The sequence below is a fragment of the Kitasatospora sp. NA04385 genome (assembly GCF_013364235.1).
Classification (GTDB): domain Bacteria; phylum Actinomycetota; class Actinomycetes; order Streptomycetales; family Streptomycetaceae; genus Kitasatospora.
This window is the reverse complement of the sequence record NZ_CP054919.1, coordinates 3,142,451-3,163,879: the sequence shown is the minus strand read 5'-3', so window position 1 is coordinate 3,163,879 and position 21,429 is coordinate 3,142,451. Positions and strand designations below refer to the sequence as shown.

The following is a 21,429-nucleotide window of genomic DNA, read 5'->3' as shown; positions in this document are numbered from 1 at the left end:
GTGCCGCAGATCGGCCGCCGCAGCGGAGACTCCACCCGCTCGGTGCGTGCCGTAGCCGCAGCGCAGCTCATGGGATTCCGCGATTCTTCCCCCGAAGAAGGCCAACACACCCGACCGCGTGGGTCGGAGGGTGCGGGCCATACCGCAGGTTAGTTCCACCAAGCCTTGGCACACAGAAAACGGAGAAACGGTGCCTACGATCCAGCAGCTGGTCCGAAAGGGCCGGCAGGACAAGGTCGAGAAGAACAAGACGCCCGCACTGAAGGGTTCGCCCCAGCGCCGCGGCGTCTGCACGCGTGTGTACACGACCACCCCGAAGAAGCCGAACTCGGCTCTCCGCAAGGTCGCCCGTGTGCGCCTCACCAGCGGGATCGAGGTCACCGCTTACATTCCGGGCGAGGGCCACAACCTGCAGGAGCACTCCATCGTGCTGGTCCGCGGTGGCCGTGTGAAGGACCTTCCTGGTGTCCGCTACAAGATCATCCGCGGCTCGCTCGACACCCAGGGTGTCAAGAACCGCAAGCAGGCCCGCAGCCGCTACGGCGCCAAGAAGGAGAAGTAAGAATGCCTCGTAAGGGCCCCGCCCCGAAGCGCCCGGTCATCATCGACCCGGTCTACGGCTCCCCGCTGGTGACCTCGCTGGTCAACAAGATCCTGCTGCACGGCAAGCGCTCCACCGCCGAGCGGATCGTCTACGGCGCCCTCGAGGGCGTCCGCGAGAAGACCGGCGCCGACCCGGTGGTCGCGCTCAAGCGCGCCCTGGAGAACGTCAAGCCGACCCTCGAGGTCAAGTCCCGCCGCGTCGGTGGCGCCACCTACCAGGTGCCGGTCGAGGTCCGTCCGGGCCGCGCCAACACCCTGGCGCTGCGCTGGCTGGTCGGCTACTCCCGCGCCCGCCGCGAGAAGACCATGACCGAGCGTCTGCTCAACGAGATCCTCGACGCCAGCAACGGTCTGGGCGCTTCCGTGAAGCGTCGCGAGGACACCCACAAGATGGCCGAGTCCAACAAGGCCTTCGCGCACTACCGCTGGTAGTCCGAACCCCGTCACTAGACAGAGAGAGAACGAGCCACCATGGCTGCAACCTCCCTTGACCTCGCCAAGGTCCGCAACATCGGGATCATGGCGCACATCGACGCGGGCAAGACCACCACCACCGAGCGGATCCTGTTCTACACCGGTGTCTCGTACAAGATCGGTGAGGTCCACGACGGCGCTGCCACGATGGACTGGATGGAGCAGGAGCAGGAGCGCGGCATCACCATCACGTCGGCCGCGACGACCTGTCACTGGACCCTCGACGGCGTCGACAACACCATCAACATCATCGACACCCCGGGCCACGTCGACTTCACCGTCGAGGTGGAGCGCTCGCTGCGCGTGCTCGACGGTGGCGTGACGGTGTTCGACGGCGTCGCCGGTGTCGAGCCCCAGTCCGAGACCGTGTGGCGGCAGGCTGACCGCTACGGCGTCCCGCGCATCTGCTTCATCAACAAGCTGGACCGCACGGGCGCCAACTTCTTCTTCTGCGTGCAGACCATCGTGGACCGCCTCGGCGCCACCCCGCTGGTCATGCAGCTGCCGATCGGTGCCGAGGCCGACTTCACCGGCGTCGTCGACCTGGTGAAGATGAAGGCCCTGGTCTACTCGGCCGACGCGCCCAAGGGCGAGATGTACGACGTCGTCGACATCCCGGCCGACCTCGCCGAGCAGGCCGCGGAGTACCGCGAGGCCCTGATCGACACCATCTCGAACGTCAGCGACGAGGTGATGGAGCTCGCCCTGGAGGGCGAGGACATCCCCGAGGAGCTGCTGGTCGCGGCGATCCGCAAGGGCACGCTGAACTCGGACTTCACCCCGATCTTCTGCGGCTCGGCGTTCAAGAACAAGGGCGTCCAGCCCCTGCTCGACGCGGTGGTGAAGTACCTTCCGTCGCCCCTCGACATCGAGGGCATCGAGGGCACCAAGCCGAACAACCCCGGCGAGAAGATCGTCCGTCAGGCCTCGGACGACGAGCCGCTCGCCGCGCTCGCGTTCAAGATCATGTCTGACCCGCACCTGGGCAAGCTCACCTTCGTCCGCGTGTACTCCGGCCGCCTGGAGTCCGGCACCTCGGTGCTGAACTCCGTCAAGGGCAAGAAGGAGCGCATCGGCAAGATCTACCGCATGCACGCGAACAAGCGTGAGGAGATCGACTCGGTGGGCGCCGGCGACATCATCGCCGTGATGGGCCTCAAGCAGACCACCACCGGTGAGACGCTGTCCGACGAGAAGCAGCCGGTCATCCTGGAGTCCATGGACTTCCCGGCCCCGGTCATCCGCGTCGCGATCGAGCCCAAGTCCAAGGGCGACCAGGAGAAGCTGGGTGTCGCCATCCAGCGCCTGGCCGAGGAGGACCCGTCCTTCCAGGTCAACACCGACGAGGAGACCGGCCAGACGATCATCGCCGGCATGGGCGAGCTGCACCTCGAGGTGCTGGTCGACCGCATGCGCCGCGAGTTCAAGGTCGAGGCCAACGTCGGCAAGCCGCAGGTGGCGTACCGCGAGACGATCCGCAAGGCCGTCGAGCGCATCGACTACACGCACAAGAAGCAGACCGGTGGTTCCGGCCAGTTCGCGAAGATCCAGATCGCGATCGAGCCGCTGGAGTCCGGCGAGGGCTACGAGTTCGTGAACAAGGTCACCGGTGGCCGCGTTCCGAAGGAGTACATCCCCTCGGTCGACGCCGGTTGCCAGGAGGCCATGGAGTTCGGCGTGCTCGCCGGCTACCCGCTCCAGGGCGTCCGCGTCAGCCTGCTCGACGGTGCGTCGCACGACGTCGACTCGTCCGAGCTGGCGTTCAAGATCGCCGGTTCCATGGCGTTCAAGGAAGGTGCCAAGAAGGCGTCGCCGGCTCTGCTCGAGCCGATGATGGCCGTCGAGGTCACCACCCCCGAGGACTACATGGGCGACGTGATCGGCGACATCAACTCCCGCCGTGGCCAGATCCGGGCCATGGAGGAGCGTCACGGTGCCCGCGTCGTCAAGGCGCTGGTGCCGCTCTCCGAGATGTTCGGCTACGTCGGTGACCTGCGCAGCAAGACCTCCGGTCGCGCGAGCTACTCGATGCAGTTCGACTCGTACGCCGAGGTTCCGCGGAACGTGGCGGACGACATCATCGCCAAGGCCAAGGGCGAGTGACGTCCCGGTAATCGGGATGAATCAGACCCTTTAGGCTAGAAGGAGGGCACCCGGACGCTTGCCCGTCCGGGTTCCGCCCGGGAGCCCTCCGGCACCCCCACCCGCGGGACGGCAACGGGGCGCGACACCAGCGCCCCGTGCCAACAACCCGATCCAGACCAACTGACGTCGTACGGCGTACAGAACTGTCCTCAGGAGGACTGCAGTGGCGAAGGCGAAGTTCGAGCGGACGAAGCCCCACGTCAACATCGGCACCATCGGTCACATCGACCACGGTAAGACCACGCTGACCGCGGCCATCACCAAGGTGCTGCACGACGCGTACCCGGACATCAACCCCTTCACGCCGTTCGACCAGATCGACAAGGCCCCGGAGGAGCGTCAGCGCGGTATCACCATCTCGATCGCGCACGTCGAGTACCAGACCGAGGCGCGTCACTACGCCCACGTCGACTGCCCGGGTCACGCCGACTACATCAAGAACATGATCACCGGTGCGGCCCAGATGGACGGTGCGATCCTCGTCGTCGCCGCCACCGACGGCCCGATGCCGCAGACCAAGGAGCACGTCCTCCTGGCCCGCCAGGTCGGCGTCCCCTACATCGTCGTCGCCCTGAACAAGGCCGACATGGTGGACGACGAGGAGATCCTGGAGCTCGTCGAGCTCGAGGTGCGCGAGCTCCTCTCCGAGTACGAGTTCCCGGGCGACGACCTGCCGGTCGTCCGCGTCTCGGCGCTGAAGGCGCTCGAGGGCGACAAGGAGTGGGGCGAGAAGCTCCTCGGCCTGATGCACGCCGTCGACGAGGCCATCCCGACCCCGGCCCGCCTCACCGACCAGCCGTTCCTGATGCCGATCGAGGACGTCTTCACGATCACCGGTCGTGGCACCGTCGTCACCGGCCGCATCGAGCGCGGCATCCTCAAGGTCAACGAGACCGTCGACATCATCGGCATCAAGACCACCAAGACCACCACCACGGTCACCGGTATCGAGATGTTCCGCAAGCTGCTCGACGAGGGCCAGGCCGGTGAGAACGTCGGTCTGCTGCTCCGCGGCATCAAGCGCGAGGACGTCGAGCGCGGCCAGGTCATCATCAAGCCGGGTTCGGTCACGCCGCACACCGACTTCGAGGCCCAGGCCTACATCCTGTCGAAGGACGAGGGTGGCCGTCACACCCCCTTCTTCAACAACTACCGCCCGCAGTTCTACTTCCGCACCACCGACGTGACCGGCGTCGTGACCCTCCCCGAGGGCACCGAGATGGTCATGCCGGGCGACAACACCGCCATGACCGTCGCGCTGATCCAGCCCGTCGCCATGGAGGAGGGCCTGAAGTTCGCCATCCGTGAGGGTGGCCGCACCGTCGGCGCCGGCCAGGTCACCAAGATCGTCAAGTAATCGCCGATCTGACCTCCGGTCAACTCCGGGGCCCGGCCCACTCCCTCGCGGGGGTGGGCCGGGCCCTCGGCGTTCTCCGGGGATTTCCCCTCCCCGCAGGTTTGCCGACCGCGCAGCCGGTGTGACGTGCACCCCAGCGGGTGAACCCGATTGGCGTATCGCCCGCGTTCTGTGGCAGGATGTCTGAGTTGCTCGGTTGAGTACCGATGCTGCGCGCCTCCCGCCGGGAGGACCGGAAGCGAGTCCCACGTACTCGTCGTTCCCGTGAATGGCCGTTCATGCTCCCACGTGCTGTGTGTGGGTGCAGTGGTGTGTAAGCGACACCGCGGCAGCTGCGGGGCGAAAGTACGGGAATCTTCCGGGAAGCGTGTGCGGGGTACCGGCCCGGCTCCACCTCACCCAGCAGTTCGAAACCGACGAGATCGTTTCGCCGGTTTTTTGCAAGCGCGAGTGCGACACGCCCGAGCGCGGGGGTCGGAGGGGGAGTCGTGCAGCGACGTACGACACAAAGGACTACGAAGTAGCCATGGCGGGACAGAAGATCCGCATCCGGCTCAAGGCCTACGACCACGAGGTCATCGACTCCTCGGCGAAGAAGATCGTCGAGACGGTGATCAGGACTGGTGCGCAGGTCGCGGGCCCGGTGCCGCTGCCCACTGAGAAGAACGTTTACTGCGTCATCCGCTCGCCGCACAAGTACAAGGACTCGCGCGAGCACTTCGAGATGCGCACTCACAAGCGTCTGATCGACATCCTCGACCCCACGCCGAAGACGGTTGACTCGCTCATGCGTCTCGACCTGCCGGCGGGCGTCGACATCGAGATCAAGCTCTGAGAGGCGCACCGAAGATGGCTAAGCAGATTAAGGGCATCCTGGGCGAGAAGCTCGGCATGACCCAGGTCTGGGACGAGAACAACCGGGTCGTCCCGGTGACCGTCGTCAAGGCCGGGCCGAATGTCGTGACCCAGGTCCACACCGCCGACAGCCCGGCCGGCTACGACGCCGTCCAGATCGGCTTCGGCGAGATCGACCCCCGCAAGGTGAACAAGCCCCTCCAGGGCCACTTCGCCAAGGCCGGTGTCACCCCCCGCCGCCACCTGGTCGAGCTCCGTACCGCGGACGCGTCCGAGTACACCCTGGGCCAGGAGATCACCGCCGAGCTGTTCGAGGCGGGTGTCAAGGTCGACGTGACCGGCACCTCCAAGGGCAAGGGCTTCGCCGGTGTCATGAAGCGTCACAACTTCAAGGGCCTCGGCGCCGGTCACGGCACCCAGCGCAAGCACCGTTCGCCCGGCTCCATCGGTGGCTGCGCCACCCCGGGCCGTGTGTTCAAGGGCATGCGCATGGCGGGTCGGATGGGTCACGAGCGCGTGACCACCCAGAACCTGACCGTGCACGCGGTCGACGCGGAGAAGGGTCTGCTGCTCATCAAGGGCGCGATCCCGGGTCCGAACGGCGGCCTCGTCCTCGTCCGCACCGCGGCGAAGGGGCTGTGAAGGATATGAGCACCATTGACATCCTGTCGCCGGCCGGCGACAAGGCCGGCAGCCTGGAGCTGCCCGCCGAGATCTTCGACGCCAAGGTCAGCGTTCCGCTGATGCACCAGGTGGTCGTGGCGCAGCTCGCCGCCGCCCGCCAGGGCACCCACAAGGTCAAGCGTCGTGGCGAGGTCCGCGGTGGCGGCAAGAAGCCGTACCGCCAGAAGGGCACCGGTCGCGCCCGCCAGGGCTCGACCCGCGCGCCGCAGTTCGCCGGTGGTGGCGTCGTGCACGGTCCCGTGCCGCGCGACTACTCGCAGCGGACCCCGAAGAAGATGATCGCCGCCGCCCTGCGCAGCGCGCTCACCGACCGGGCTCGTCACGAGCGCATCCACGTCGTCACCGGCGTGACCGCGACCGAGGCTCCGTCGACCAAGGCCGCCAAGGTCCTGTTCGGCAAGATCTCCGAGCGCAAGAACCTCCTCCTGGTGGTCGAGCGCGAGGACGAGCTGGGCATCCTGTCCGCTCGCAACCTGCCGAACGTGCACATCCTGGACGCCGGCCAGCTGAACACCTACGACGTGCTCGTCTCCGACGATGTGGTCTTCACCCAGGCCGCCTTCGAGCGTTTCGTGGCCGGTCCGGCCGCGTCCGCCAAGGCCGTTGCTGCTGAGGGCGAGCTCGAAGGGACTGCCGCCTGATGAGCGAGATCACCTCCAAGACGTTCACGGACCCCCGTGACGTCCTGATCAAGCCGGTCATCTCCGAGAAGAGCTACTCGCTCCTCGACGAGAACAAGTACACGTTCGTCGTGGCTCCCGGTGCCAACAAGACCCAGATCAAGCAGGCCGTCGAGGCGGTCTTCTCGGTCAAGGTCGAGGCCGTGAACACGCTGAACCGCCAGGGCAAGCGCAAGCGCTCCCGCACCGGTTTCGGCAAGCGCAAGGACACCAAGCGCGCGATCGTGACGCTGGCCGAGGGCAACCGCATCGACATCTTCGGTGGTCCGGTCGCCTGACCCTCGGGTCAGGGACTGCGATCGTCGTAAAGGACGAGGACAGAAATGGGTATCCGCAAGTACAAGCCGACTACGCCGGGCCGCCGTGGCTCCAGCGTGGCCGACTTCGTCGAAATCACGCGGTCCACGCCGGAGAAGTCGCTGGTTCGCCCGCTGCACAGCAAGGGCGGCCGTAACAACGCCGGTCGTGTCACTGCTCGCCACCAGGGTGGCGGCCACAAGCGCGCCTACCGCGTGATCGACTTCCGTCGTCACGACAAGGACGGCGTGCCGGCGAAGGTCGCTCACATCGAGTACGACCCGAACCGCACCGCGCGCATCGCGCTCCTGCACTACGCGGACGGCGAGAAGCGCTACATCATCGCCCCCCGCGGCATCGCGCAGGGCGACCGGGTCGAGAACGGCGCCGGCGCCGACATCAAGCCCGGCAACAACCTGCCGCTCCGCAACATCCCGGTCGGTACCACCATCCACGCGGTGGAGCTCCGTCCCGGCGGTGGCGCCAAGCTGGCCCGCTCCGCGGGTTCCGGCATTCAGCTGCTCGCCCGTGAGGGTCGCATGGCGCACCTGCGCATGCCCTCCGGTGAGATCCGCCTGGTGGACGCGCGCTGCCGCGCGACCGTCGGCGAGGTCGGCAACGCCGAGCAGTCGAACATCAACTGGGGCAAGGCCGGCCGTATGCGCTGGAAGGGCGTCCGCCCGACCGTGCGTGGTGTGGCCATGAACCCGATCGACCACCCGCACGGTGGTGGTGAGGGTAAGACCTCCGGTGGTCGCCACCCGGTCTCGCCGTGGGGCAAGCCCGAGGGCCGGACCCGTCGCCCGAACAAGGCGTCGGACTCCCTCATCGTGCGCCGCCGCAAGACCAACAAGAAGCGCTAGGAGCAGGTCAGATGCCGCGCAGTCTCAAGAAGGGCCCCTTCATCGACGACCACCTTCAGAAGAAGGTGGACGTGCAGAACGAGGCGGGCACGCAGAACGTCATCAAGACCTGGTCCCGTCGTTCCGTGATCTCCCCGGCCATGCTCGGCCACACGATCGCGGTTCACGATGGCCGCAAGCACGTCCCGGTGTTCGTCACCGAGTCGATGGTCGGCCACAAGCTCGGCGAGTTCGCTCCCACGCGCACCTTCAAGGGGCACGTGAAGGAAGACCGCAAGTCGAAGCGTCGCTAATCGCTTCCGCGAGCTGTAGCGCCAGAACGACAAAGTGACTTACTCCATTAAGGGGACAACCATGGAAGCCAGGGCCCAGGCGCGGTACATCCGCGTCACGCCCATGAAGGCCCGCCGCGTGGTGGACCTCATCCGTGGCCTGCCGGCCACGGAGGCCCAGGCCGTCCTGCGTTTCGCTCCGCAGGCCGCCACCGTGCCGGTCGGCAAGGTGCTCAACAGCGCCATCGCCAACGCCGCGCACAACTACAACCACTCCAACACGGACGACCTCTACATCTCCGAGGCGTACGTTGACGAGGGCCCGACCCTGAAGCGGTTCCGTCCGCGCGCCCAGGGCCGTGCCTACCGGATCCGCAAGCGGACCAGCCACATCACCGTGGTCGTCAGCAGCAAGGAAGGGACCCGGTAATGGGCCAGAAGGTTAACCCGCACGGGTTCCGCCTCGGCATCAGCACGGACTTCAAGTCCCGCTGGTACGCCGACAAGCTGTACAAGGACTACGTCAAGGAAGACGTCGCCATCCGGCGTCTCATGACGAAGGGCATGGAGCGCGCCGGCATCTCGAAGGTGGAGATCGAGCGCACCCGTGACCGCGTCCGCGTGGACATCCACACCGCCCGTCCGGGCATCGTGATCGGCCGCCGCGGCGCGGAGGCCGACAAGATCCGGGGCAACCTGGAGAAGCTGACCGGCAAGCAGGTCCAGCTGAACATCCTCGAGGTCAAGAACCCCGAGCTGGACGCCCAGCTCGTGGCTCAGGGCGTCGCGGAGCAGCTGTCCTCCCGCGTCTCCTTCCGTCGCGCCATGCGCAAGAGCATGCAGTCGACCATGAAGGCCGGCGCCAAGGGCATCAAGGTCCAGTGCTCCGGTCGTCTCGGCGGCGCCGAGATGAGCCGTTCGGAGTTCTACCGCGAGGGCCGTGTGCCGCTGCACACCCTGCGCGCGAACGTCGACTACGGCTTCTTCGAGGCCAAGACCACCTTCGGCCGCATCGGCGTGAAGGTCTGGATCTACAAGGGCGACGTCAAGAACATCGCCGAGGTCCGCGCTGAGAACGCCGCTGCCCGCTCCGGCAACCGTCCGGCCCGTCCCGAGGGCGGTCGTCCCGCCCGCGGTGGCGAGCGTCGCGGTGGCGAGCGCGGTGGCCGCGGCCGTCGTCCCGCCGCTGCCGAGGCCGCTGCGGCCCCGGCCGCCGAGGCTCCGGCTGCCGAGAACACCGGAACGGAGGCCTGACCGCAATGCTGATCCCCCGTCGGGTCAAGCACCGCAAGCAGCACCACCCGAAGCGCCGCGGCGCCTCGAAGGGTGGCACCGAGCTGGCGTTCGGCCAGTTCGGCATCCAGGCCGTGACCCCGGCCTACGTGACGAACCGCCAGATCGAGTCCGCTCGTATCGCGATCACCCGTCACATCCGTCGTGGCGGCAAGGTCTGGATCAACATCTACCCGGACCGCCCGCTCACCAAGAAGCCGGCCGAGACCCGCATGGGTTCCGGTAAGGGTTCGCCGGAGTGGTGGATCGCGAACGTGCACCCGGGTCGGGTCATGTTCGAACTGTCGTACCCGAACGAGAAGATTGCTCGCGAGGCGCTCACCCGCGCCGCGCACAAGCTTCCGATGAAGTGCCGGATCGTTCGGCGCGAGGACGGTGAGAGCTGATGTCGGCCGCTACCAAGGCTGCTGAGCTTCGCGAACTGGACAACGAGGGTCTCGTTGCCAAGCTCCGTGAGGCCAAGGAGGAGCTGTTCAACCTCCGCTTCCAGGCGGCGACCGGGCAGCTCGACAACCACGGACGGCTCCGGCTGGTCCGTAAGGACATCGCGCGGATCTACACCCTGATGCGCGAGCGCGAGCTGGGCATCGAGACGGTGGAGAACGCCTGATGACTGAGAACACCAACGAGACGCGCGGTTTCCGCAAGACCCGTGAGGGTCTCGTCGTCAGCGACAAGATGGACAAGACCGTCGTCGTCGCCGTCGAGGACCGCGTCAAGCACGCGCTGTACGGCAAGGTCATCCGCCGTACCAACAAGCTGAAGGCGCACGACGAGCAGAACGCGTGCGGTGTCGGCGACCGTGTCCTCCTGATGGAGACCCGGCCGCTGTCCGCGACGAAGCGCTGGCGCGTCGTCGAGATCCTCGAGAAGGCCAAGTAACAAGGTTGTTCGCGGTACGGCCGTATGTGCACCAGGCCCCCAGGGGCGCGGGTGTGAGCAGCGGCCGGCCCGTCAACACTTGTTGACGATCAGGAGAAAGCTGTGATCCAGCAGGAGTCGCGACTGCGCGTCGCCGACAACACGGGTGCCAAGGAGATTCTCTGCATCCGCGTTCTCGGTGGCTCCGGTCGCCGCTACGCCGGCATCGGGGACGTCATCGTCGCCACCGTCAAGGACGCGATCCCCGGCGGTTCGGTGAAGAAGGGCGACGTCGTCAAGTGCGTCGTCGTCCGCACCGTCAAGGAGCGCCGCCGTCCGGACGGTTCGTACATCCGCTTCGACGAGAACGCCGCCGTCGTTCTCAAGAACACCGATGGCGACCCCCGCGGTACCCGCATCTTCGGCCCGGTGGGCCGCGAGCTGCGTGACAAGAAGTTCATGAAGATCATCTCGCTGGCGCCGGAGGTGCTCTAACCCATGGCGAACAGCATGAAGATCAAGAAGGGTGACCTGGTCCAGGTCATCACCGGCAAGGACAAGGGCAAGCAGGGCAAGGTCATCCAGGCCATCCCCGCTGACAACAAGGTCCTGGTCGAGGGTGTCAACCGGGTCAAGAAGCACACCAAGCCGGGCCCCGGCACCCAGGGTGGCATCGTGACCGTCGAGGCCCCGGTGCACGTCTCCAACGTCCAGCTGGTCGTGGAGAAGGACGGCAAGAAGGTCGTCACCCGCGTCGGCTACCGCTTTGACGACCAGGGCAACAAGATCCGCGTTGCCAAGCGGACCGGTGAGGACATCTGATGTCTGAGACGACTGTTGAGAAGGTGACCCCCCGCCTCAAGGAGAAGTACCTCTCCGAGGTCAAGGGTCAGCTGCACGAGCAGTTCTCGTACGAGAACGTCATGCTGATCCCCGGCCTGGTCAAGGTCGTGGTCAACATGGGTGTCGGCGAGGCCGCCCGTGACAGCAAGTTGATCGAGGGTGCCATCAAGGACCTGACCGCGATCACCGGTCAGAAGCCGGCCGTCACCAAGGCCCGCAAGTCCATCGCGCAGTTCAAGCTGCGCGAGGGCCAGCCGATCGGTGCCCACGTCACCCTCCGCGGTGACCGCATGTGGGAGTTCGTGGACCGTCTGGTGTCGCTGGCGCTGCCGCGTATCCGTGACTTCCGCGGCCTCTCGCCCAAGCAGTTCGACGGCCGTGGCAACTACACCTTCGGTCTGACCGAGCAGGTCATGTTCCACGAGATCGACCAGGACAAGGTCGACCGTCAGCGCGGTATGGACATCACCGTCGTGACCACCGCTCAGACCGACGATGAGGGCCGGGCGCTCCTGCGCGCTCTGGGCTTCCCGTTCAAGGAGGCGTGAGCCATGGCGAAGAAGGCCCTGATCGCTAAGTCCGAGCGCAAGCCGAAGTTCGGCGTCCGGGCGTACACCCGGTGCCAGCGCTGCGGCCGCCCGCACTCGGTGTACCGCAAGTTCGGCCTCTGCCGTGTGTGCCTCCGTGAGATGGCGCACCGCGGCGAGCTGCCGGGCGTGACCAAGAGCTCCTGGTAGTCCCTACCAGCTGTTCTGACATCAGCGAGTAGCGTGCCCGACCTCGACGCTTTTGGGTTCCCGCAAGGGATCCCGTAAGGTGTTGGGGTCGGGCCCCTGCTGCGGCGTCCCCCTTCGGGCGACCCGCGGCCCTCTCGTGAGGGTCCGCGAACATTCAGTCTTACTACGTCGCAGGTCCCCTGCGCTTGTGCCCCTTTCGCACTCCTCCGAGTGCGCGGAGGGGGACCTGGCGCGGAGAAACCACGGCGGGAGAGGCCTGAGGCCACCATGACCATGACCGACCCCATCGCAGACATGCTCACGCGTCTGCGTAACGCGAACTCGGCGTACCACGACTCCGTGGCGATGCCGGCCAGCAAGATCAAGGCGCACGTCGCCGAGATCCTGCAGCAGGAGGGGTACATCTCCTCCTACAAGGTTGAGGAGCCCACCGAGAACGAGGTCGGCAAGAAGCTGACCATCGAGCTCAAGTTCGGCCCCAACCGCGAGCGTTCCATCGCCGGCATCAAGCGCATCAGCAAGCCGGGTCTGCGTGTGTACGCAAAGTCCACCAACCTGCCGAAGGTGCTCGGCGGCCTGGGCGTGGCGATCATCTCCACGTCCTCCGGCCTCCTGACCGACAAGCAGGCCGCCAAGAAGGGCGTAGGCGGAGAAGTTCTCGCCTACGTCTGGTAATTCGGGAAACGGAGGTACAGCAATGTCGCGCATTGGACGGCTGCCCATCCAGGTTCCCGCTGGTGTGGACGTCACCATCGACGGCCAGACGGTCTCGGTGAAGGGCCCCAAGGGCTCGCTCACCCACGTCGTCGCCGCGCCGATCGAGATCGGCAAGGGCGAGGACGGCACTCTGGTCGTCACCCGCCCGAACGACGAGCGTCAGTCGAAGGCCCTGCACGGCCTGTCGCGCACGCTGGTGGCGAACATGATCACCGGCGTGACCGCGGGCTACCGCAAGTCGCTGGAGATCAGCGGCGTCGGCTACCGAGTCACGGCGAAGGGCTCCGACATGGAGTTCGCGCTGGGCTACAGCCACCCGATCCTGGTCACCGCGCCGGAGGGGATCTCCTTCGTCGTCGAGACGCCCACCAAGTTCCACGTGGACGGCACCGACAAGCAGAAGGTCGGCGAGATCGCCGCGAAGATCCGCAAGCTGCGCAAGCCCGACCCGTACAAGGCCAAGGGCGTCAAGTACGCGGGCGAGGTCATCCGCCGCAAGGTCGGAAAGAGTGGTAAGTAAGCGATGAGCGTCTCTGTCAAGATCGGCAAGGGCAACGCCTACAAGAACGCCGCCCGCAAGCGCCGCGCCATTCGCGTTCGCAAGCGCGTCGTCGGCACCGAGGTGCGTCCGCGCCTCGTCGTGACGCGTTCGAACCGCCACATGGTCGCCCAGGTCATCGACGACGCCAAGGGTCACACCCTGGCGTCGGCGTCCACCCTCGACGTGTCCATCAAGGGCACCGAGGGCGACAAGACCGAGCTGGCCAAGAAGGTCGGAAGCCTGGTCGCCGAGCGCGCCAAGGCCGCCGGCGTCGAGTCGGTCGTCTTCGACCGCGCGGGCAACCGGTACGCCGGCCGCATCGCCGCCCTGGCGGACGCGGCCCGCGAGTCCGGGCTCGACTTCTAAGCCGCTCGTCGACTCTGTCGGCGGACGTAAACGAGAGAGGTAATTCCAATGGCTGGACCCCAGCGCCGCGGTAGCGGCGCCGGCGGCGGCACCGGTGGCGAGCGGCGCGACCGTAAGCGGGACGAGCGGGGCGGCGCCCCGGTCGCCGAGAAGACCGCTTACGTCGAGCGCGTCGTCGCGATCAACCGTGTCGCCAAGGTTGTCAAGGGTGGTCGTCGTTTCAGCTTCACCGCGCTGGTCGTGGTGGGCGACGGTGACGGCACCGTGGGTGTCGGTTACGGCAAGGCGAAGGAGGTTCCGGCCGCCATCGCCAAGGGTGTTGAGGAGGCCAAGAAGAACTTCTTCAAGGTCCCCCGTATCCAGGGCACCATCCCGCACCCCATCCAGGGCGAGAAGGCCGCCGGCGTCGTGCTGCTGAAGCCGGCGTCCCCCGGTACCGGTGTCATCGCCGGTGGCCCGGTGCGTGCCGTCCTCGAGTGCGCCGGCGTTCACGACATCCTGTCGAAGTCGCTCGGCTCGGACAACGCGATCAACATCGTGCACGCCACCGTGGCCGCTCTGAAGGGCCTCGTGCGCCCCGAGGAGATCGCCGCCCGTCGTGGCCTGCCCCTGGAGGACGTGGCCCCGGCCGCGCTGCTCCGGGCCCGTGCGGCTGGGGTGAGCGCCTGATGGCTCGCCTGAAGGTCACCCAGACCAAGTCGTACATCGGTAGCAAGCAGAACCACCGTGACACCCTGCGCTCGCTCGGCCTGAAGCGGCTGAACGACACCGTGGTGAAGGAGGACCGCCCGGAGATCCGCGGCATGGTCCACACCGTTCGCCACCTCGTCACGGTCGAGGAGGTGGACTGAAATGGCGGACAACTCCCCCATCAAGATCCACAACCTGCGTCCGGCGCCCGGCGCCAAGACCGACAAGATCCGCGTCGGTCGTGGTGAGGGCTCCAAGGGTAAGACCGCAGGTCGTGGTACCAAGGGCACCAAGGCCCGCTACCAGGTTCCGCAGCGCTTCGAGGGTGGCCAGATGCCCCTCCACATGCGCCTGCCGAAGCTGAAGGGCTTCAAGAACCCGGCCCACAAGCAGTTCCAGGTCGTGAACCTGGACCGCCTGGCCGAGCTCTACCCGAACGGTGGCGAGGTCACCGTGGCCGACCTGGTCGAGAAGGGCGCCGTTCGCAAGAACGAGCTCGTCAAGGTCCTCGGCCAGGGCGACATCGCGGTGGCGCTGCAGGTGACGGTCGACGCCGTCTCCGGCTCCGCCGCCGAGAAGATCACCGCGGCCGGCGGTTCGGTCACCGAACTGCTCTGACGCGCCGTCGATCCGACGCACGGACAGACACCGGGCCCCGGCCCCCCTCGCGAGAGGGGAGCCGGGGCCCGGTGCCGTTGGGGCCCCTTGCACACGCTCGATTTGTGTGTCAAACCCGGGCAAGCCGTACCCCGTGAGTGGGGGAGCGGCCGCACGCGCTTCTGTCCGGGACCCGGGCACTGTTAGAGTCCGTGAAGTTCCCTTTCCCCACATCAGGACCGACCCTTCCGCCGACGACGCGCGGGAGGCGCAGGAGGCACCGTGCTCAGTGCGTTCGCGCGGGCGTTCCAGACGCCCGACCTGCGCAAGAAGCTGCTGTTCACGCTGGGCATCATGGTGCTGTTCCGGCTGGGCGCCCACGTTCCGATGCCCGGAATCAACTTCCAGGCCGTTCACGCGTGCGTGAAGGGCCAGAACCAGGGGTTGTTCGGGCTGGTCAACCTGTTCAGCGGCAACGCGCTGCTCCAGTTGACCGTCTTCGCGCTCGGGATCATGCCGTACATCACGGCCAGCATCATCCTGCAGCTGCTCACCGTGGTCATCCCGCGGCTGGAGGCCCTGAAGAAGGAGGGGCAGGCCGGCACCGCGAAGATCACGCAGTACACCCGGTACCTGACCATCGCCCTCGCCGTGCTGCAGGGCACCGGCATCCTGGCGACCGCGTCCAGCGGCGCCCTGTTCTCGGGCTGCCCCGAGGGCGGCAACATCGTGCCGGACCAGTCGATCTTCCGGATCGCCACCATGGTCATCATCATGACCGCGGGCACCACCGTGATCATGTGGCTCGGCGAGCTCATCACCGACCGCGGCATCGGCAACGGCATGTCCATCCTGATCTTCACCTCGATCGCGGCCGGCTTCCCCGGCTCGATGTGGGCGATCAAGGAGTCGGGCACCCTGCTGGACGGCTGGGGCGAGTTCGCCTCGGTCATCGCGGTCGGCATCATCGTGGTCTGCCTGGTCATCTTCGTCGAGCAGGCCCAGCGCCGGATCCCGGTGCAGTACGCGAAGCGCATGGTCGGCCGCCGTTCCTTCGGCGGCACCTCGACCTACATCCCGCTGAAGGTCAACCAGGCGGGCGTGATTCCGGTCATCTTCGCCTCCTCGCTGCTGTACATCCCCGCGCTGGTGGTGCAGCTGACCAACTCGCAGGCGGACTGGGCGGTCTGGATCAGGAACCACTTCGTCAAGGGTGACCACCCGATCTACATGGCGACCTACTTCGTCCTGATCGTGTTCTTCGCCTTCTTCTACGTCGCGATCTCCTTCAACCCCGAAGAAGTCGCCGACAACATGAAGAAGTATGGTGGGTTCATCCCGGGCATCCGGGCCGGCCGGCCGACGGCCGAGTACCTGAACTACGTGCTCACCCGCATCACGTGGCCGGGTTCCCTCTACCTGGGCCTCATCGCGTTGATCCCGATGGTCGCCCTGGTCGCCTTCGGACAGCAGACCAACTTCCCGTTCGGCGGCACCTCCGTGCTCATCGTCGTCGGCGTCGGACTCGAAACTGTGAAGCAGATCGAGAGCCAACTCCAGCAGCGCAATTACGAAGGGTTCCTCCGCTGATGCGAATCGTCCTCGTCGGACCCCCCGGGGCCGGGAAGGGTACTCAGGCGCACGTCCTGGCCAAGACCCTGTCCATTCCCCACATCTCCACCGGTGACCTGTTCCGTGCCAACATCAGCCAGGGCACCCCGCTGGGTGTCGAGGCGAAGTCCTACATGGACGCCGGGCGCCTGGTGCCCGACGAGGTCACCATCGGGATGGCCAAGGACCGCATGCTCCAGCCGGACGCCGCAGGCGGCTTCCTGCTGGACGGCTTCCCGCGCAACCTGGGCCAGGCGGAGGCGCTGGACGCCATCCTGGCCGAGAACGGCATCGCGCTGGACGGCGTGCTGGACCTTGAGGTCCCCGAGGACGAGGTCGTCAAGCGGATCGCCGGTCGCCGGCTGTGCCGCAAGGACGGCGCCCACGTGTTCCACGTGGTGTACAACCCGCCGAAGACCGAGGGCGTCTGCGACGAGTGCGGCGGCGAGCTGTACCAGCGCTCGGACGACACCGAGGAGGCCGTGCGGGTCCGGCTGGAGGAGTACCACTCCAAGACCGAGCCGATCATCGGCTACTACCAGGAGCAGGGCCTGCTGGTCACCATCTCCGCCCTCGGCAAGGTGGACGAGGTGACCGAGCGCGCGGTCGCCGCCCTGGAGCAGAACAAGAACGCCTGACGCCACGGGACGTCGTGAGACGGCCGGGTCGCCCCGCAGCGGGCGGCCCGGCCGTCTCGTGCGTCGTACGGTGGAGGGCAGTCCGAGACACAGAACGTGGAAGGCGTTGACCAGATGGTGGAGATCAAGACCCCCGAGCAGATCGCCAAGATGCGAGCGGCCGGGCTGGTCGTCGCCGAGGCGCTGAAGGCCTGCCGCGAGGCGGTCGCCCCGGGGGTGACCACCGGGGAGCTGAACGACGTCGCCGACGCGGTCATCGCCAAGCACGGCGCCACCTCCAACTTCCGGGCCGACCACGGCGGCCTGTGGTTCCCGGGCGTGATCTGCGCCTCGGTGAACGAGGAGGTCGTGCACGGCATCCCCGGCGAGCGGGTGCTGAAGGCGGGCGACCTGATCTCGATCGACTGCGGTGCGATCCTGGACGGCTGGCACGGCGACGCGGCGATCACCGTCGCGGTCGGCGAGACCGCCGCCGAGAACGTGATGCTGTCCAAGGTCACCGAGGGCTCGATGTGGGCCGGCATCGCCCAGATGAAGAAGGGCAACCGGCTGGTCGACGTCTCCCGGTCGATCGAGGGCTTCATCCGCCGCCAGCCGCTGCCGCCGAAGGGCAAGTGGGGCATCACCGAGGGCTACGGCGGCCACGGCATCGGCACCGCGATGCACATGGAGCCGCACGTGCTGAACTACGTGGCCGGCCGCGGCAAGGGCATGAAGCTGGTCCCCGGCACCGTGCTGGCGATCGAGCCGATGGTGTCGCTGGGCACCCCGCACACCGAGGTGCTGGCGGACGACTGGACGGTCGTCACCACCGACGGGACGTGGGCCTCGCACTGGGAGCACTCGGTGGCCGTCACCGAGCAGGGCCCGCTGGTGCTGACCGCCTTCGACGGCGGCCGGGCCGAGCTGGCCAAGCTGGGCGTCACCGCCGCGCCGGACCCGCTGGGCTGAACCGGCCGGGGCCGCGCGGGCTGAGGCACTTCTCTCACTGCGGGCGGATCGGGGCCCCGGGGTTTGGACCTCGGGGCCCCTTGTCCTATTTTCGTCAGCTGACACCCGCAGCAACCCCAGGGGAGAGACAGTGCTCAAGGGCTTCCGCGACTTCATGATGCGCGGCAACGTCATCGACATGGCCGTCGGTGTGGTCATCGGTGCGGCCTTCACCGGTGTGGTCACCGGCTTCGTCAGCGCCTTCCTCACCCCGGTGCTGGGCGTGGTGGTCGGCGCGGCCGGCGACTTCAGCGCGTACAAGTTCCACGTGGCGGGCGTCATCTTCCCGTACGGCCAGTTCCTGAACGTGCTGATCGCGTTCGTGCTGACCGCCGCGGTGCTGTACTTCTGCGTGGTGCTGCCGGTCTCCAAGGCCACCGCCCGCTACCTGCCGAAGAAGCCCTCGGTGCCCAAGCGCCCGTGCCCCGAGTGCCTGACCGACATCCCGGAGGCGGCCCGCCGCTGCTCGGCCTGCACCGCCGTGGTGGAGCCGGTCATCCCGGTCCAGGTCGCCGCGAAGCGCTGAGCCGGTGCGGGGCGCCGCCGGGCGCTGATTTCGCTCCGGTGCGGTGCTTGGTTTACGATGGTGCGTCGGCTCTCTCGTAGCGTGTTCCCGCACGCCCTCAGCCCAGGGGAATCCCCCGGGTCGAGGTGAAGCCTGGTTCGCACGAGCGTTCCGCATACGGTAGCCGGACCCGAAGGGTGGATCTCGCAGTTCATGGCTAAGAAGCAAGGCGCCATTGAGATCGAGGGCACCGTGATCGAGTCTCTTCCGAACGCGATGTTCAAGGTCGAGCTGCAGAACGGTCACAAGGTCCTCGCGCACATCAGCGGCAAGATGCGCATGCACTACATCCGCATCCTCCCGGATGACCGGGTCGTGGTGGAGCTCAGCCCCTACGACCTGACCCGCGGCCGGATCGTCTACCGCTACAAGTAACAACCGCCAGATCTAGACCCCGGAGAACCTGAGTCATGAAGGTCAAGCCGAGCGTCAAGAAGATCTGCGACAAGTGCAAGGTGATCCGCCGCCACGGCCGGGTCATGGTGATCTGCGACAACCTGCGCCACAAGCAGCGCCAGGGCTGATCCACCCCGCATTTCTCGTAGGACCTTCGCGCGACGCGCACCACGTCATACAGCGGGCCGCCCGATCCGTCCGACAGGACGGACTGCCACCCCCGGTCAGAGGCCGGGGCTCCCTGTCGAGAGACAGCGAGTAGGCGGCACGTCAGACCTCTGAGAAGAACCACAGGAGCCTTGAATGGCACGCCTTTCCGGCGTTGATCTCCCCCGCGAGAAGCGGATCGAGATCGCCCTCACCTACGTCTACGGCATCGGCAAGACCCGCGCCCAGCTGGCGCTCGCCGAGACCGGCGTGAGCGGTGACATCCGCGTCCGCGACATCACCGAGGACGACCTCGTCAAGCTGCAGAAGTTCGTCGACGCGAACTTCGAGGTCGAGGGTGACCTCCGCCGCCAGGTCGCCGCCGACATCCGCCGCAAGGTCGAGATCGGCTGCTACGAGGGCCTGCGCCACCGCCGCGGCCTGCCCGTCCGCGGCCAGCGCACCCACACCAACGCGCGTACCCGCAAGGGCCCGCGTCGCGCGATCGCCGGCAAGAAGAAGCCGGGCAAGAAGTAGTCCGTCCCGTCAACCGGACATCCCTCCGGCCCGCGGGTTAGCGGACCGACCACCTCAGTAGGAGAACAGACTTATGCCCCCCAAGGGTCGTCAGGCTGCCGGCGCGAAGAAGATCCGCCGCAAGGAGAAGAAGAACGTCGCCCACGGGCACGCTCACATCAAGAGCACGTTCAACAACACCATCGTTTCGATCACCGACCCCGCGGGCAACGTGATCTCCTGGGCCTCCGCCGGCCACGTCGGTTTCAAGGGCTCGCGCAAGTCCACCCCGTTCGCCGCGCAGATGGCCGCCGAGGCCGCTGCCCGTCGCGCGCAGGAGCACGGCATGCGCAAGGTCGACGTCTTCGTCAAGGGTCCGGGCTCCGGCCGCGAGACCGCGATCCGCTCGCTCCAGGCCACCGGCCTGGAGGTCGGCTCGATCCAGGACGTCACCCCCACCCCGCACAACGGCTGCCGTCCGCCGAAGCGCCGCCGCGTCTGACGCGACGCCTGGGGTCACCAGGCGTTCGGCGTTGTAAACCTGGTACGGGGTCCCGTTCTTCGCGGGACCCCGTACGCTTGAGTTCTGTCGGCATCAAATAGTGGGTGCCGAAGACAACTGGAGGATCCAGAACATGCTGATCGCTCAGCGTCCTTCGCTGACCGAAGAGGTCGTCGACGAGTTCCGCTCGCGGTTCGTGATCGAGCCGCTGGAGCCGGGCTTCGGCTACACCCTCGGCAACTCGCTCCGTCGCACGCTCCTCTCCTCGATCCCGGGTGCCGCCGTCACCAGCATCCGGATCGACGGCGTCCTGCACGAGTTCACCACCGTGCCGGGCGTCAAGGAGGACGTCACCGACCTCATCCTGAACATCAAGCAGCTGGTCGTCTCCTCGGAGCACGACGAGCCGGTCGTGATGTACCTGCGCAAGCAGGGTCCGGGTGTGGTCACCGCCGCCGACATCGCGCCCCCGGCCGGTGTCGAGGTGCACAACCCCGAGCTGGTCCTGGCCACGCTGAACGGCAAGGGCAAGCTGGAGATGGAGCTGACCGTCGAGCGCGGTCGCGGCTACGTCTCCGCCGTGCAGAACAAGGCCTCGGGCCAGGAGATCGGCCGCATCCCGGTCGACTCCATCTACAGCCCGGTGCTCAAGGTCACCTACAAGGTCGAGGCGACCCGCGTCGAGCAGCGCACCGACTTCGACAAGCTGATCGTCGACGTCGAGACCAAGCCGGCCATGCGTCCGCGCGACGCGATGGCGTCGGCCGGCAAGACCCTGGTCGAGCTGTTCGGCCTGGCCCGCGAGCTGAACGTCGACGCCGAGGGCATCGACATGGGCCCGTCCCCGACGGACGCCGCCCTGGCCGCGGACCTGGCGCTGCCGATCGAGGAGCTGGAACTCACCGTCCGCTCCTACAACTGCCTCAAGCGCGAGGGCATCCACACCGTGGGTGAGCTCGTCGCCCGCTCGGAGGCCGACCTGCTCGACATCCGCAACTTCGGTGCGAAGTCGATCGACGAGGTCAAGGCGAAGCTGGCCGGCATGGGCCTGGCCCTCAAGGACAGCCCGCCCGGGTTCGACCCGACCGCCGCCGCCGACGCCTTCGGCGCCGACGACCTGGACGACCAGGGCTACGCGGAGACCGAGCAGTACTGAGTTTTCGACACCGGGGGCGGTCCTTCACCGGAC

At 67.1% G+C, this 21,429-nt stretch carries 34 protein-coding genes; all 34 read left to right on the top strand.

Going from position 1 to position 21,429, the window contains the following annotated elements; translation table 11 throughout:
* Positions 1-190: 190 nt before the first annotated feature.
* The 34 genes from rpsL to HUT16_RS13680 all read left to right on the top strand — a co-directional run bounded on the left by rpsL (position 191) and on the right by HUT16_RS13680 (position 21,396).
* Positions 191-562, top strand: a complete 372-nt coding sequence (gene rpsL, locus HUT16_RS13845) for a 30S ribosomal protein S12 (RefSeq protein WP_014144289.1) — start codon at positions 191-193, stop codon at positions 560-562.
* Between the two features lie 2 nt (positions 563-564).
* Positions 565-1,035 (top strand): 30S ribosomal protein S7, encoded by a 471-nt coding sequence (rpsG, locus tag HUT16_RS13840; protein WP_030457432.1) that lies wholly within the window; start codon positions 565-567, stop codon positions 1,033-1,035.
* Positions 1,036-1,074: 39 nt separating this feature from the next.
* On the top strand, positions 1,075-3,180 hold the full coding sequence (gene fusA / locus HUT16_RS13835; protein WP_176188495.1) for an elongation factor G: 2,106 nt from the start codon (positions 1,075-1,077) through the stop codon (positions 3,178-3,180).
* Between the two features lie 205 nt (positions 3,181-3,385).
* The gene (gene tuf, locus HUT16_RS13830) at positions 3,386-4,579 is read left to right on the top strand and encodes an elongation factor Tu (RefSeq protein WP_030457430.1); all 1,194 of its coding nucleotides are present in this window, start codon (positions 3,386-3,388) and stop codon (positions 4,577-4,579) included.
* A 526-nt stretch (positions 4,580-5,105) separates the two neighbouring features.
* A complete protein-coding gene (gene rpsJ / locus HUT16_RS13825) occupies positions 5,106-5,414 on the top strand; it encodes a 30S ribosomal protein S10 (protein WP_012785157.1) in 309 nt (102 codons plus the stop codon).
* Positions 5,415-5,428: 14 nt separating this feature from the next.
* Positions 5,429-6,076: a 50S ribosomal protein L3 gene (rplC, locus tag HUT16_RS13820; RefSeq protein WP_014136287.1), complete on the top strand. Its 648-nt coding sequence runs from the start codon at positions 5,429-5,431 to the stop codon at positions 6,074-6,076.
* A gap of 5 nt (positions 6,077-6,081) precedes the next feature.
* On the top strand, positions 6,082-6,759 hold the full coding sequence (gene rplD, locus HUT16_RS13815; protein WP_014136286.1) for a 50S ribosomal protein L4: 678 nt from the start codon (positions 6,082-6,084) through the stop codon (positions 6,757-6,759).
* Entirely contained in the window at positions 6,759-7,076 is a 318-nt protein-coding gene (gene rplW, locus HUT16_RS13810; RefSeq protein WP_033214018.1) for a 50S ribosomal protein L23, read from the top strand. The genes rplD and rplW overlap by 1 nt, the downstream gene beginning before the upstream one ends.
* Positions 7,077-7,121: 45 nt before the next feature.
* On the top strand, positions 7,122-7,958 hold the full coding sequence (gene rplB, locus HUT16_RS13805; RefSeq protein WP_014136284.1) for a 50S ribosomal protein L2: 837 nt from the start codon (positions 7,122-7,124) through the stop codon (positions 7,956-7,958).
* 11 nt (positions 7,959-7,969) lie between these two features.
* Positions 7,970-8,251, top strand: coding sequence for a 30S ribosomal protein S19 (gene rpsS, locus HUT16_RS13800; RefSeq protein ID WP_014136283.1), 282 nt, complete (start codon positions 7,970-7,972; stop codon positions 8,249-8,251).
* Between the two features lie 61 nt (positions 8,252-8,312).
* The gene (gene rplV, locus HUT16_RS13795; protein WP_099899927.1) at positions 8,313-8,660 is read left to right on the top strand and encodes a 50S ribosomal protein L22; all 348 of its coding nucleotides are present in this window, start codon (positions 8,313-8,315) and stop codon (positions 8,658-8,660) included.
* The gene (gene rpsC / locus HUT16_RS13790) at positions 8,660-9,484 is read left to right on the top strand and encodes a 30S ribosomal protein S3 (protein WP_176188494.1); all 825 of its coding nucleotides are present in this window, start codon (positions 8,660-8,662) and stop codon (positions 9,482-9,484) included. The genes rplV and rpsC overlap by 1 nt, the downstream gene beginning before the upstream one ends.
* A gap of 5 nt (positions 9,485-9,489) precedes the next feature.
* Positions 9,490-9,909: a 50S ribosomal protein L16 gene (gene rplP, locus HUT16_RS13785; RefSeq protein ID WP_014136280.1), complete on the top strand. Its 420-nt coding sequence runs from the start codon at positions 9,490-9,492 to the stop codon at positions 9,907-9,909.
* Positions 9,909-10,133: a 50S ribosomal protein L29 gene (gene rpmC, locus HUT16_RS13780; protein ID WP_014136279.1), complete on the top strand. Its 225-nt coding sequence runs from the start codon at positions 9,909-9,911 to the stop codon at positions 10,131-10,133. Before rplP ends, rpmC begins: the two co-directional genes overlap by 1 nt.
* Positions 10,133-10,405, top strand: a complete 273-nt coding sequence (gene rpsQ, locus HUT16_RS13775; protein ID WP_014136278.1) for a 30S ribosomal protein S17 — start codon at positions 10,133-10,135, stop codon at positions 10,403-10,405. Before rpmC ends, rpsQ begins: the two co-directional genes overlap by 1 nt.
* 102 nt (positions 10,406-10,507) lie before the next feature.
* Positions 10,508-10,879, top strand: a complete 372-nt coding sequence (gene rplN / locus HUT16_RS13770) for a 50S ribosomal protein L14 (RefSeq protein ID WP_030300391.1) — start codon at positions 10,508-10,510, stop codon at positions 10,877-10,879.
* A 15-nt stretch (positions 10,880-10,894) separates the two neighbouring features.
* Positions 10,895-11,206 (top strand): 50S ribosomal protein L24, encoded by a 312-nt coding sequence (gene rplX / locus HUT16_RS13765; RefSeq protein ID WP_030457413.1) that lies wholly within the window; start codon positions 10,895-10,897, stop codon positions 11,204-11,206.
* Positions 11,206-11,775: a 50S ribosomal protein L5 gene (gene rplE / locus HUT16_RS13760; protein WP_030457412.1), complete on the top strand. Its 570-nt coding sequence runs from the start codon at positions 11,206-11,208 to the stop codon at positions 11,773-11,775. The genes rplX and rplE overlap by 1 nt, the downstream gene beginning before the upstream one ends.
* Positions 11,776-11,778: 3 nt before the next feature.
* Positions 11,779-11,964, top strand: a complete 186-nt coding sequence (locus HUT16_RS13755; RefSeq protein ID WP_008747480.1) for a type Z 30S ribosomal protein S14 — start codon at positions 11,779-11,781, stop codon at positions 11,962-11,964.
* 267 nt (positions 11,965-12,231) lie between these two features.
* Positions 12,232-12,639 carry a 30S ribosomal protein S8 gene (gene rpsH, locus HUT16_RS13750; protein ID WP_014136274.1) on the top strand — a complete coding sequence of 136 codons (408 nt, stop codon included), beginning with the start codon at positions 12,232-12,234 and terminating at the stop codon, positions 12,637-12,639.
* 22 nt (positions 12,640-12,661) lie between these two features.
* Positions 12,662-13,201, top strand: coding sequence for a 50S ribosomal protein L6 (gene rplF / locus HUT16_RS13745; RefSeq protein ID WP_030904898.1), 540 nt, complete (start codon positions 12,662-12,664; stop codon positions 13,199-13,201).
* Positions 13,202-13,204: 3 nt separating this feature from the next.
* Complete coding sequence (gene rplR, locus HUT16_RS13740; RefSeq protein ID WP_014136272.1) at positions 13,205-13,588, top strand: 50S ribosomal protein L18; 384 nt, start codon at positions 13,205-13,207, stop codon at positions 13,586-13,588.
* Positions 13,589-13,636: 48 nt separating this feature from the next.
* On the top strand, positions 13,637-14,257 hold the full coding sequence (rpsE, locus tag HUT16_RS13735; protein WP_030457410.1) for a 30S ribosomal protein S5: 621 nt from the start codon (positions 13,637-13,639) through the stop codon (positions 14,255-14,257).
* On the top strand, positions 14,257-14,439 hold the full coding sequence (gene rpmD, locus HUT16_RS13730) for a 50S ribosomal protein L30 (protein ID WP_014136270.1): 183 nt from the start codon (positions 14,257-14,259) through the stop codon (positions 14,437-14,439). Before rpsE ends, rpmD begins: the two co-directional genes overlap by 1 nt.
* 1 nt (position 14,440) lies before the next feature.
* On the top strand, positions 14,441-14,896 hold the full coding sequence (gene rplO / locus HUT16_RS13725; RefSeq protein ID WP_176188493.1) for a 50S ribosomal protein L15: 456 nt from the start codon (positions 14,441-14,443) through the stop codon (positions 14,894-14,896).
* Between the two features lie 261 nt (positions 14,897-15,157).
* A complete protein-coding gene (secY, locus tag HUT16_RS13720; RefSeq protein ID WP_176188492.1) occupies positions 15,158-16,465 on the top strand; it encodes a preprotein translocase subunit SecY in 1,308 nt (435 codons plus the stop codon).
* Entirely contained in the window at positions 16,465-17,124 is a 660-nt protein-coding gene (locus HUT16_RS13715) for an adenylate kinase (RefSeq protein ID WP_176188491.1), read from the top strand. The genes secY and HUT16_RS13715 overlap by 1 nt, the downstream gene beginning before the upstream one ends.
* 114 nt (positions 17,125-17,238) lie before the next feature.
* Positions 17,239-18,075, top strand: a complete 837-nt coding sequence (map, locus tag HUT16_RS13710; protein WP_176188490.1) for a type I methionyl aminopeptidase — start codon at positions 17,239-17,241, stop codon at positions 18,073-18,075.
* Between the two features lie 130 nt (positions 18,076-18,205).
* Positions 18,206-18,640 (top strand): large conductance mechanosensitive channel protein MscL, encoded by a 435-nt coding sequence (gene mscL, locus HUT16_RS13705; RefSeq protein ID WP_176188489.1) that lies wholly within the window; start codon positions 18,206-18,208, stop codon positions 18,638-18,640.
* A gap of 192 nt (positions 18,641-18,832) precedes the next feature.
* A complete protein-coding gene (gene infA / locus HUT16_RS13700; RefSeq protein WP_003956442.1) occupies positions 18,833-19,054 on the top strand; it encodes a translation initiation factor IF-1 in 222 nt (73 codons plus the stop codon).
* Between the two features lie 35 nt (positions 19,055-19,089).
* On the top strand, positions 19,090-19,203 hold the full coding sequence (rpmJ, locus tag HUT16_RS13695; protein ID WP_003956441.1) for a 50S ribosomal protein L36: 114 nt from the start codon (positions 19,090-19,092) through the stop codon (positions 19,201-19,203).
* 175 nt (positions 19,204-19,378) lie between these two features.
* A complete protein-coding gene (rpsM, locus tag HUT16_RS13690) occupies positions 19,379-19,759 on the top strand; it encodes a 30S ribosomal protein S13 (protein ID WP_123555013.1) in 381 nt (126 codons plus the stop codon).
* 73 nt (positions 19,760-19,832) lie between these two features.
* Positions 19,833-20,240: a 30S ribosomal protein S11 gene (gene rpsK / locus HUT16_RS13685; protein WP_030232513.1), complete on the top strand. Its 408-nt coding sequence runs from the start codon at positions 19,833-19,835 to the stop codon at positions 20,238-20,240.
* A gap of 133 nt (positions 20,241-20,373) precedes the next feature.
* Positions 20,374-21,396, top strand: a complete 1,023-nt coding sequence (locus tag HUT16_RS13680) for a DNA-directed RNA polymerase subunit alpha (RefSeq protein WP_030457404.1) — start codon at positions 20,374-20,376, stop codon at positions 21,394-21,396.
* Positions 21,397-21,429 lie beyond the last annotated feature (33 nt).

What these genes read in the sequence shown, in the direction of transcription:
- rpsG (WP_030457432.1), top strand. Translation starts at nt 565, where the DNA reads ATGCCTCGTAAGGGCCCCGCCCCGAAGCGCCCGGTCATCATCGACCCG.
- fusA (WP_176188495.1), top strand. Translation starts at nt 1,075, where the DNA reads ATGGCTGCAACCTCCCTTGACCTCGCCAAGGTCCGCAACATCGGGATC.
- rpsJ (WP_012785157.1), top strand. Translation starts at nt 5,106, where the DNA reads ATGGCGGGACAGAAGATCCGCATCCGGCTCAAGGCCTACGACCACGAG.
- rplC (WP_014136287.1), top strand. Translation starts at nt 5,429, where the DNA reads ATGGCTAAGCAGATTAAGGGCATCCTGGGCGAGAAGCTCGGCATGACC.
- rplD (WP_014136286.1), top strand. Translation starts at nt 6,082, where the DNA reads ATGAGCACCATTGACATCCTGTCGCCGGCCGGCGACAAGGCCGGCAGC.
- rplW (WP_033214018.1), top strand. Translation starts at nt 6,759, where the DNA reads ATGAGCGAGATCACCTCCAAGACGTTCACGGACCCCCGTGACGTCCTG.
- rplB (WP_014136284.1), top strand. Translation starts at nt 7,122, where the DNA reads ATGGGTATCCGCAAGTACAAGCCGACTACGCCGGGCCGCCGTGGCTCC.
- rpsS (WP_014136283.1), top strand. Translation starts at nt 7,970, where the DNA reads ATGCCGCGCAGTCTCAAGAAGGGCCCCTTCATCGACGACCACCTTCAG.
- rplV (WP_099899927.1), top strand. Translation starts at nt 8,313, where the DNA reads ATGGAAGCCAGGGCCCAGGCGCGGTACATCCGCGTCACGCCCATGAAG.
- rpsC (WP_176188494.1), top strand. Translation starts at nt 8,660, where the DNA reads ATGGGCCAGAAGGTTAACCCGCACGGGTTCCGCCTCGGCATCAGCACG.
- rplP (WP_014136280.1), top strand. Translation starts at nt 9,490, where the DNA reads ATGCTGATCCCCCGTCGGGTCAAGCACCGCAAGCAGCACCACCCGAAG.
- rpmC (WP_014136279.1), top strand. Translation starts at nt 9,909, where the DNA reads ATGTCGGCCGCTACCAAGGCTGCTGAGCTTCGCGAACTGGACAACGAG.
- rpsQ (WP_014136278.1), top strand. Translation starts at nt 10,133, where the DNA reads ATGACTGAGAACACCAACGAGACGCGCGGTTTCCGCAAGACCCGTGAG.
- rplX (WP_030457413.1), top strand. Translation starts at nt 10,895, where the DNA reads ATGAAGATCAAGAAGGGTGACCTGGTCCAGGTCATCACCGGCAAGGAC.
- rplE (WP_030457412.1), top strand. Translation starts at nt 11,206, where the DNA reads ATGTCTGAGACGACTGTTGAGAAGGTGACCCCCCGCCTCAAGGAGAAG.
- HUT16_RS13755 (WP_008747480.1), top strand. Translation starts at nt 11,779, where the DNA reads ATGGCGAAGAAGGCCCTGATCGCTAAGTCCGAGCGCAAGCCGAAGTTC.
- rpsH (WP_014136274.1), top strand. Translation starts at nt 12,232, where the DNA reads ATGACCATGACCGACCCCATCGCAGACATGCTCACGCGTCTGCGTAAC.
- rplF (WP_030904898.1), top strand. Translation starts at nt 12,662, where the DNA reads ATGTCGCGCATTGGACGGCTGCCCATCCAGGTTCCCGCTGGTGTGGAC.
- rplR (WP_014136272.1), top strand. Translation starts at nt 13,205, where the DNA reads ATGAGCGTCTCTGTCAAGATCGGCAAGGGCAACGCCTACAAGAACGCC.
- rpsE (WP_030457410.1), top strand. Translation starts at nt 13,637, where the DNA reads ATGGCTGGACCCCAGCGCCGCGGTAGCGGCGCCGGCGGCGGCACCGGT.
- rpmD (WP_014136270.1), top strand. Translation starts at nt 14,257, where the DNA reads ATGGCTCGCCTGAAGGTCACCCAGACCAAGTCGTACATCGGTAGCAAG.
- rplO (WP_176188493.1), top strand. Translation starts at nt 14,441, where the DNA reads ATGGCGGACAACTCCCCCATCAAGATCCACAACCTGCGTCCGGCGCCC.
- HUT16_RS13715 (WP_176188491.1), top strand. Translation starts at nt 16,465, where the DNA reads ATGCGAATCGTCCTCGTCGGACCCCCCGGGGCCGGGAAGGGTACTCAG.
- map (WP_176188490.1), top strand. Translation starts at nt 17,239, where the DNA reads ATGGTGGAGATCAAGACCCCCGAGCAGATCGCCAAGATGCGAGCGGCC.
- infA (WP_003956442.1), top strand. Translation starts at nt 18,833, where the DNA reads ATGGCTAAGAAGCAAGGCGCCATTGAGATCGAGGGCACCGTGATCGAG.
- rpmJ (WP_003956441.1), top strand. Translation starts at nt 19,090, where the DNA reads ATGAAGGTCAAGCCGAGCGTCAAGAAGATCTGCGACAAGTGCAAGGTG.
- rpsM (WP_123555013.1), top strand. Translation starts at nt 19,379, where the DNA reads ATGGCACGCCTTTCCGGCGTTGATCTCCCCCGCGAGAAGCGGATCGAG.
- rpsK (WP_030232513.1), top strand. Translation starts at nt 19,833, where the DNA reads ATGCCCCCCAAGGGTCGTCAGGCTGCCGGCGCGAAGAAGATCCGCCGC.
- HUT16_RS13680 (WP_030457404.1), top strand. Translation starts at nt 20,374, where the DNA reads ATGCTGATCGCTCAGCGTCCTTCGCTGACCGAAGAGGTCGTCGACGAG.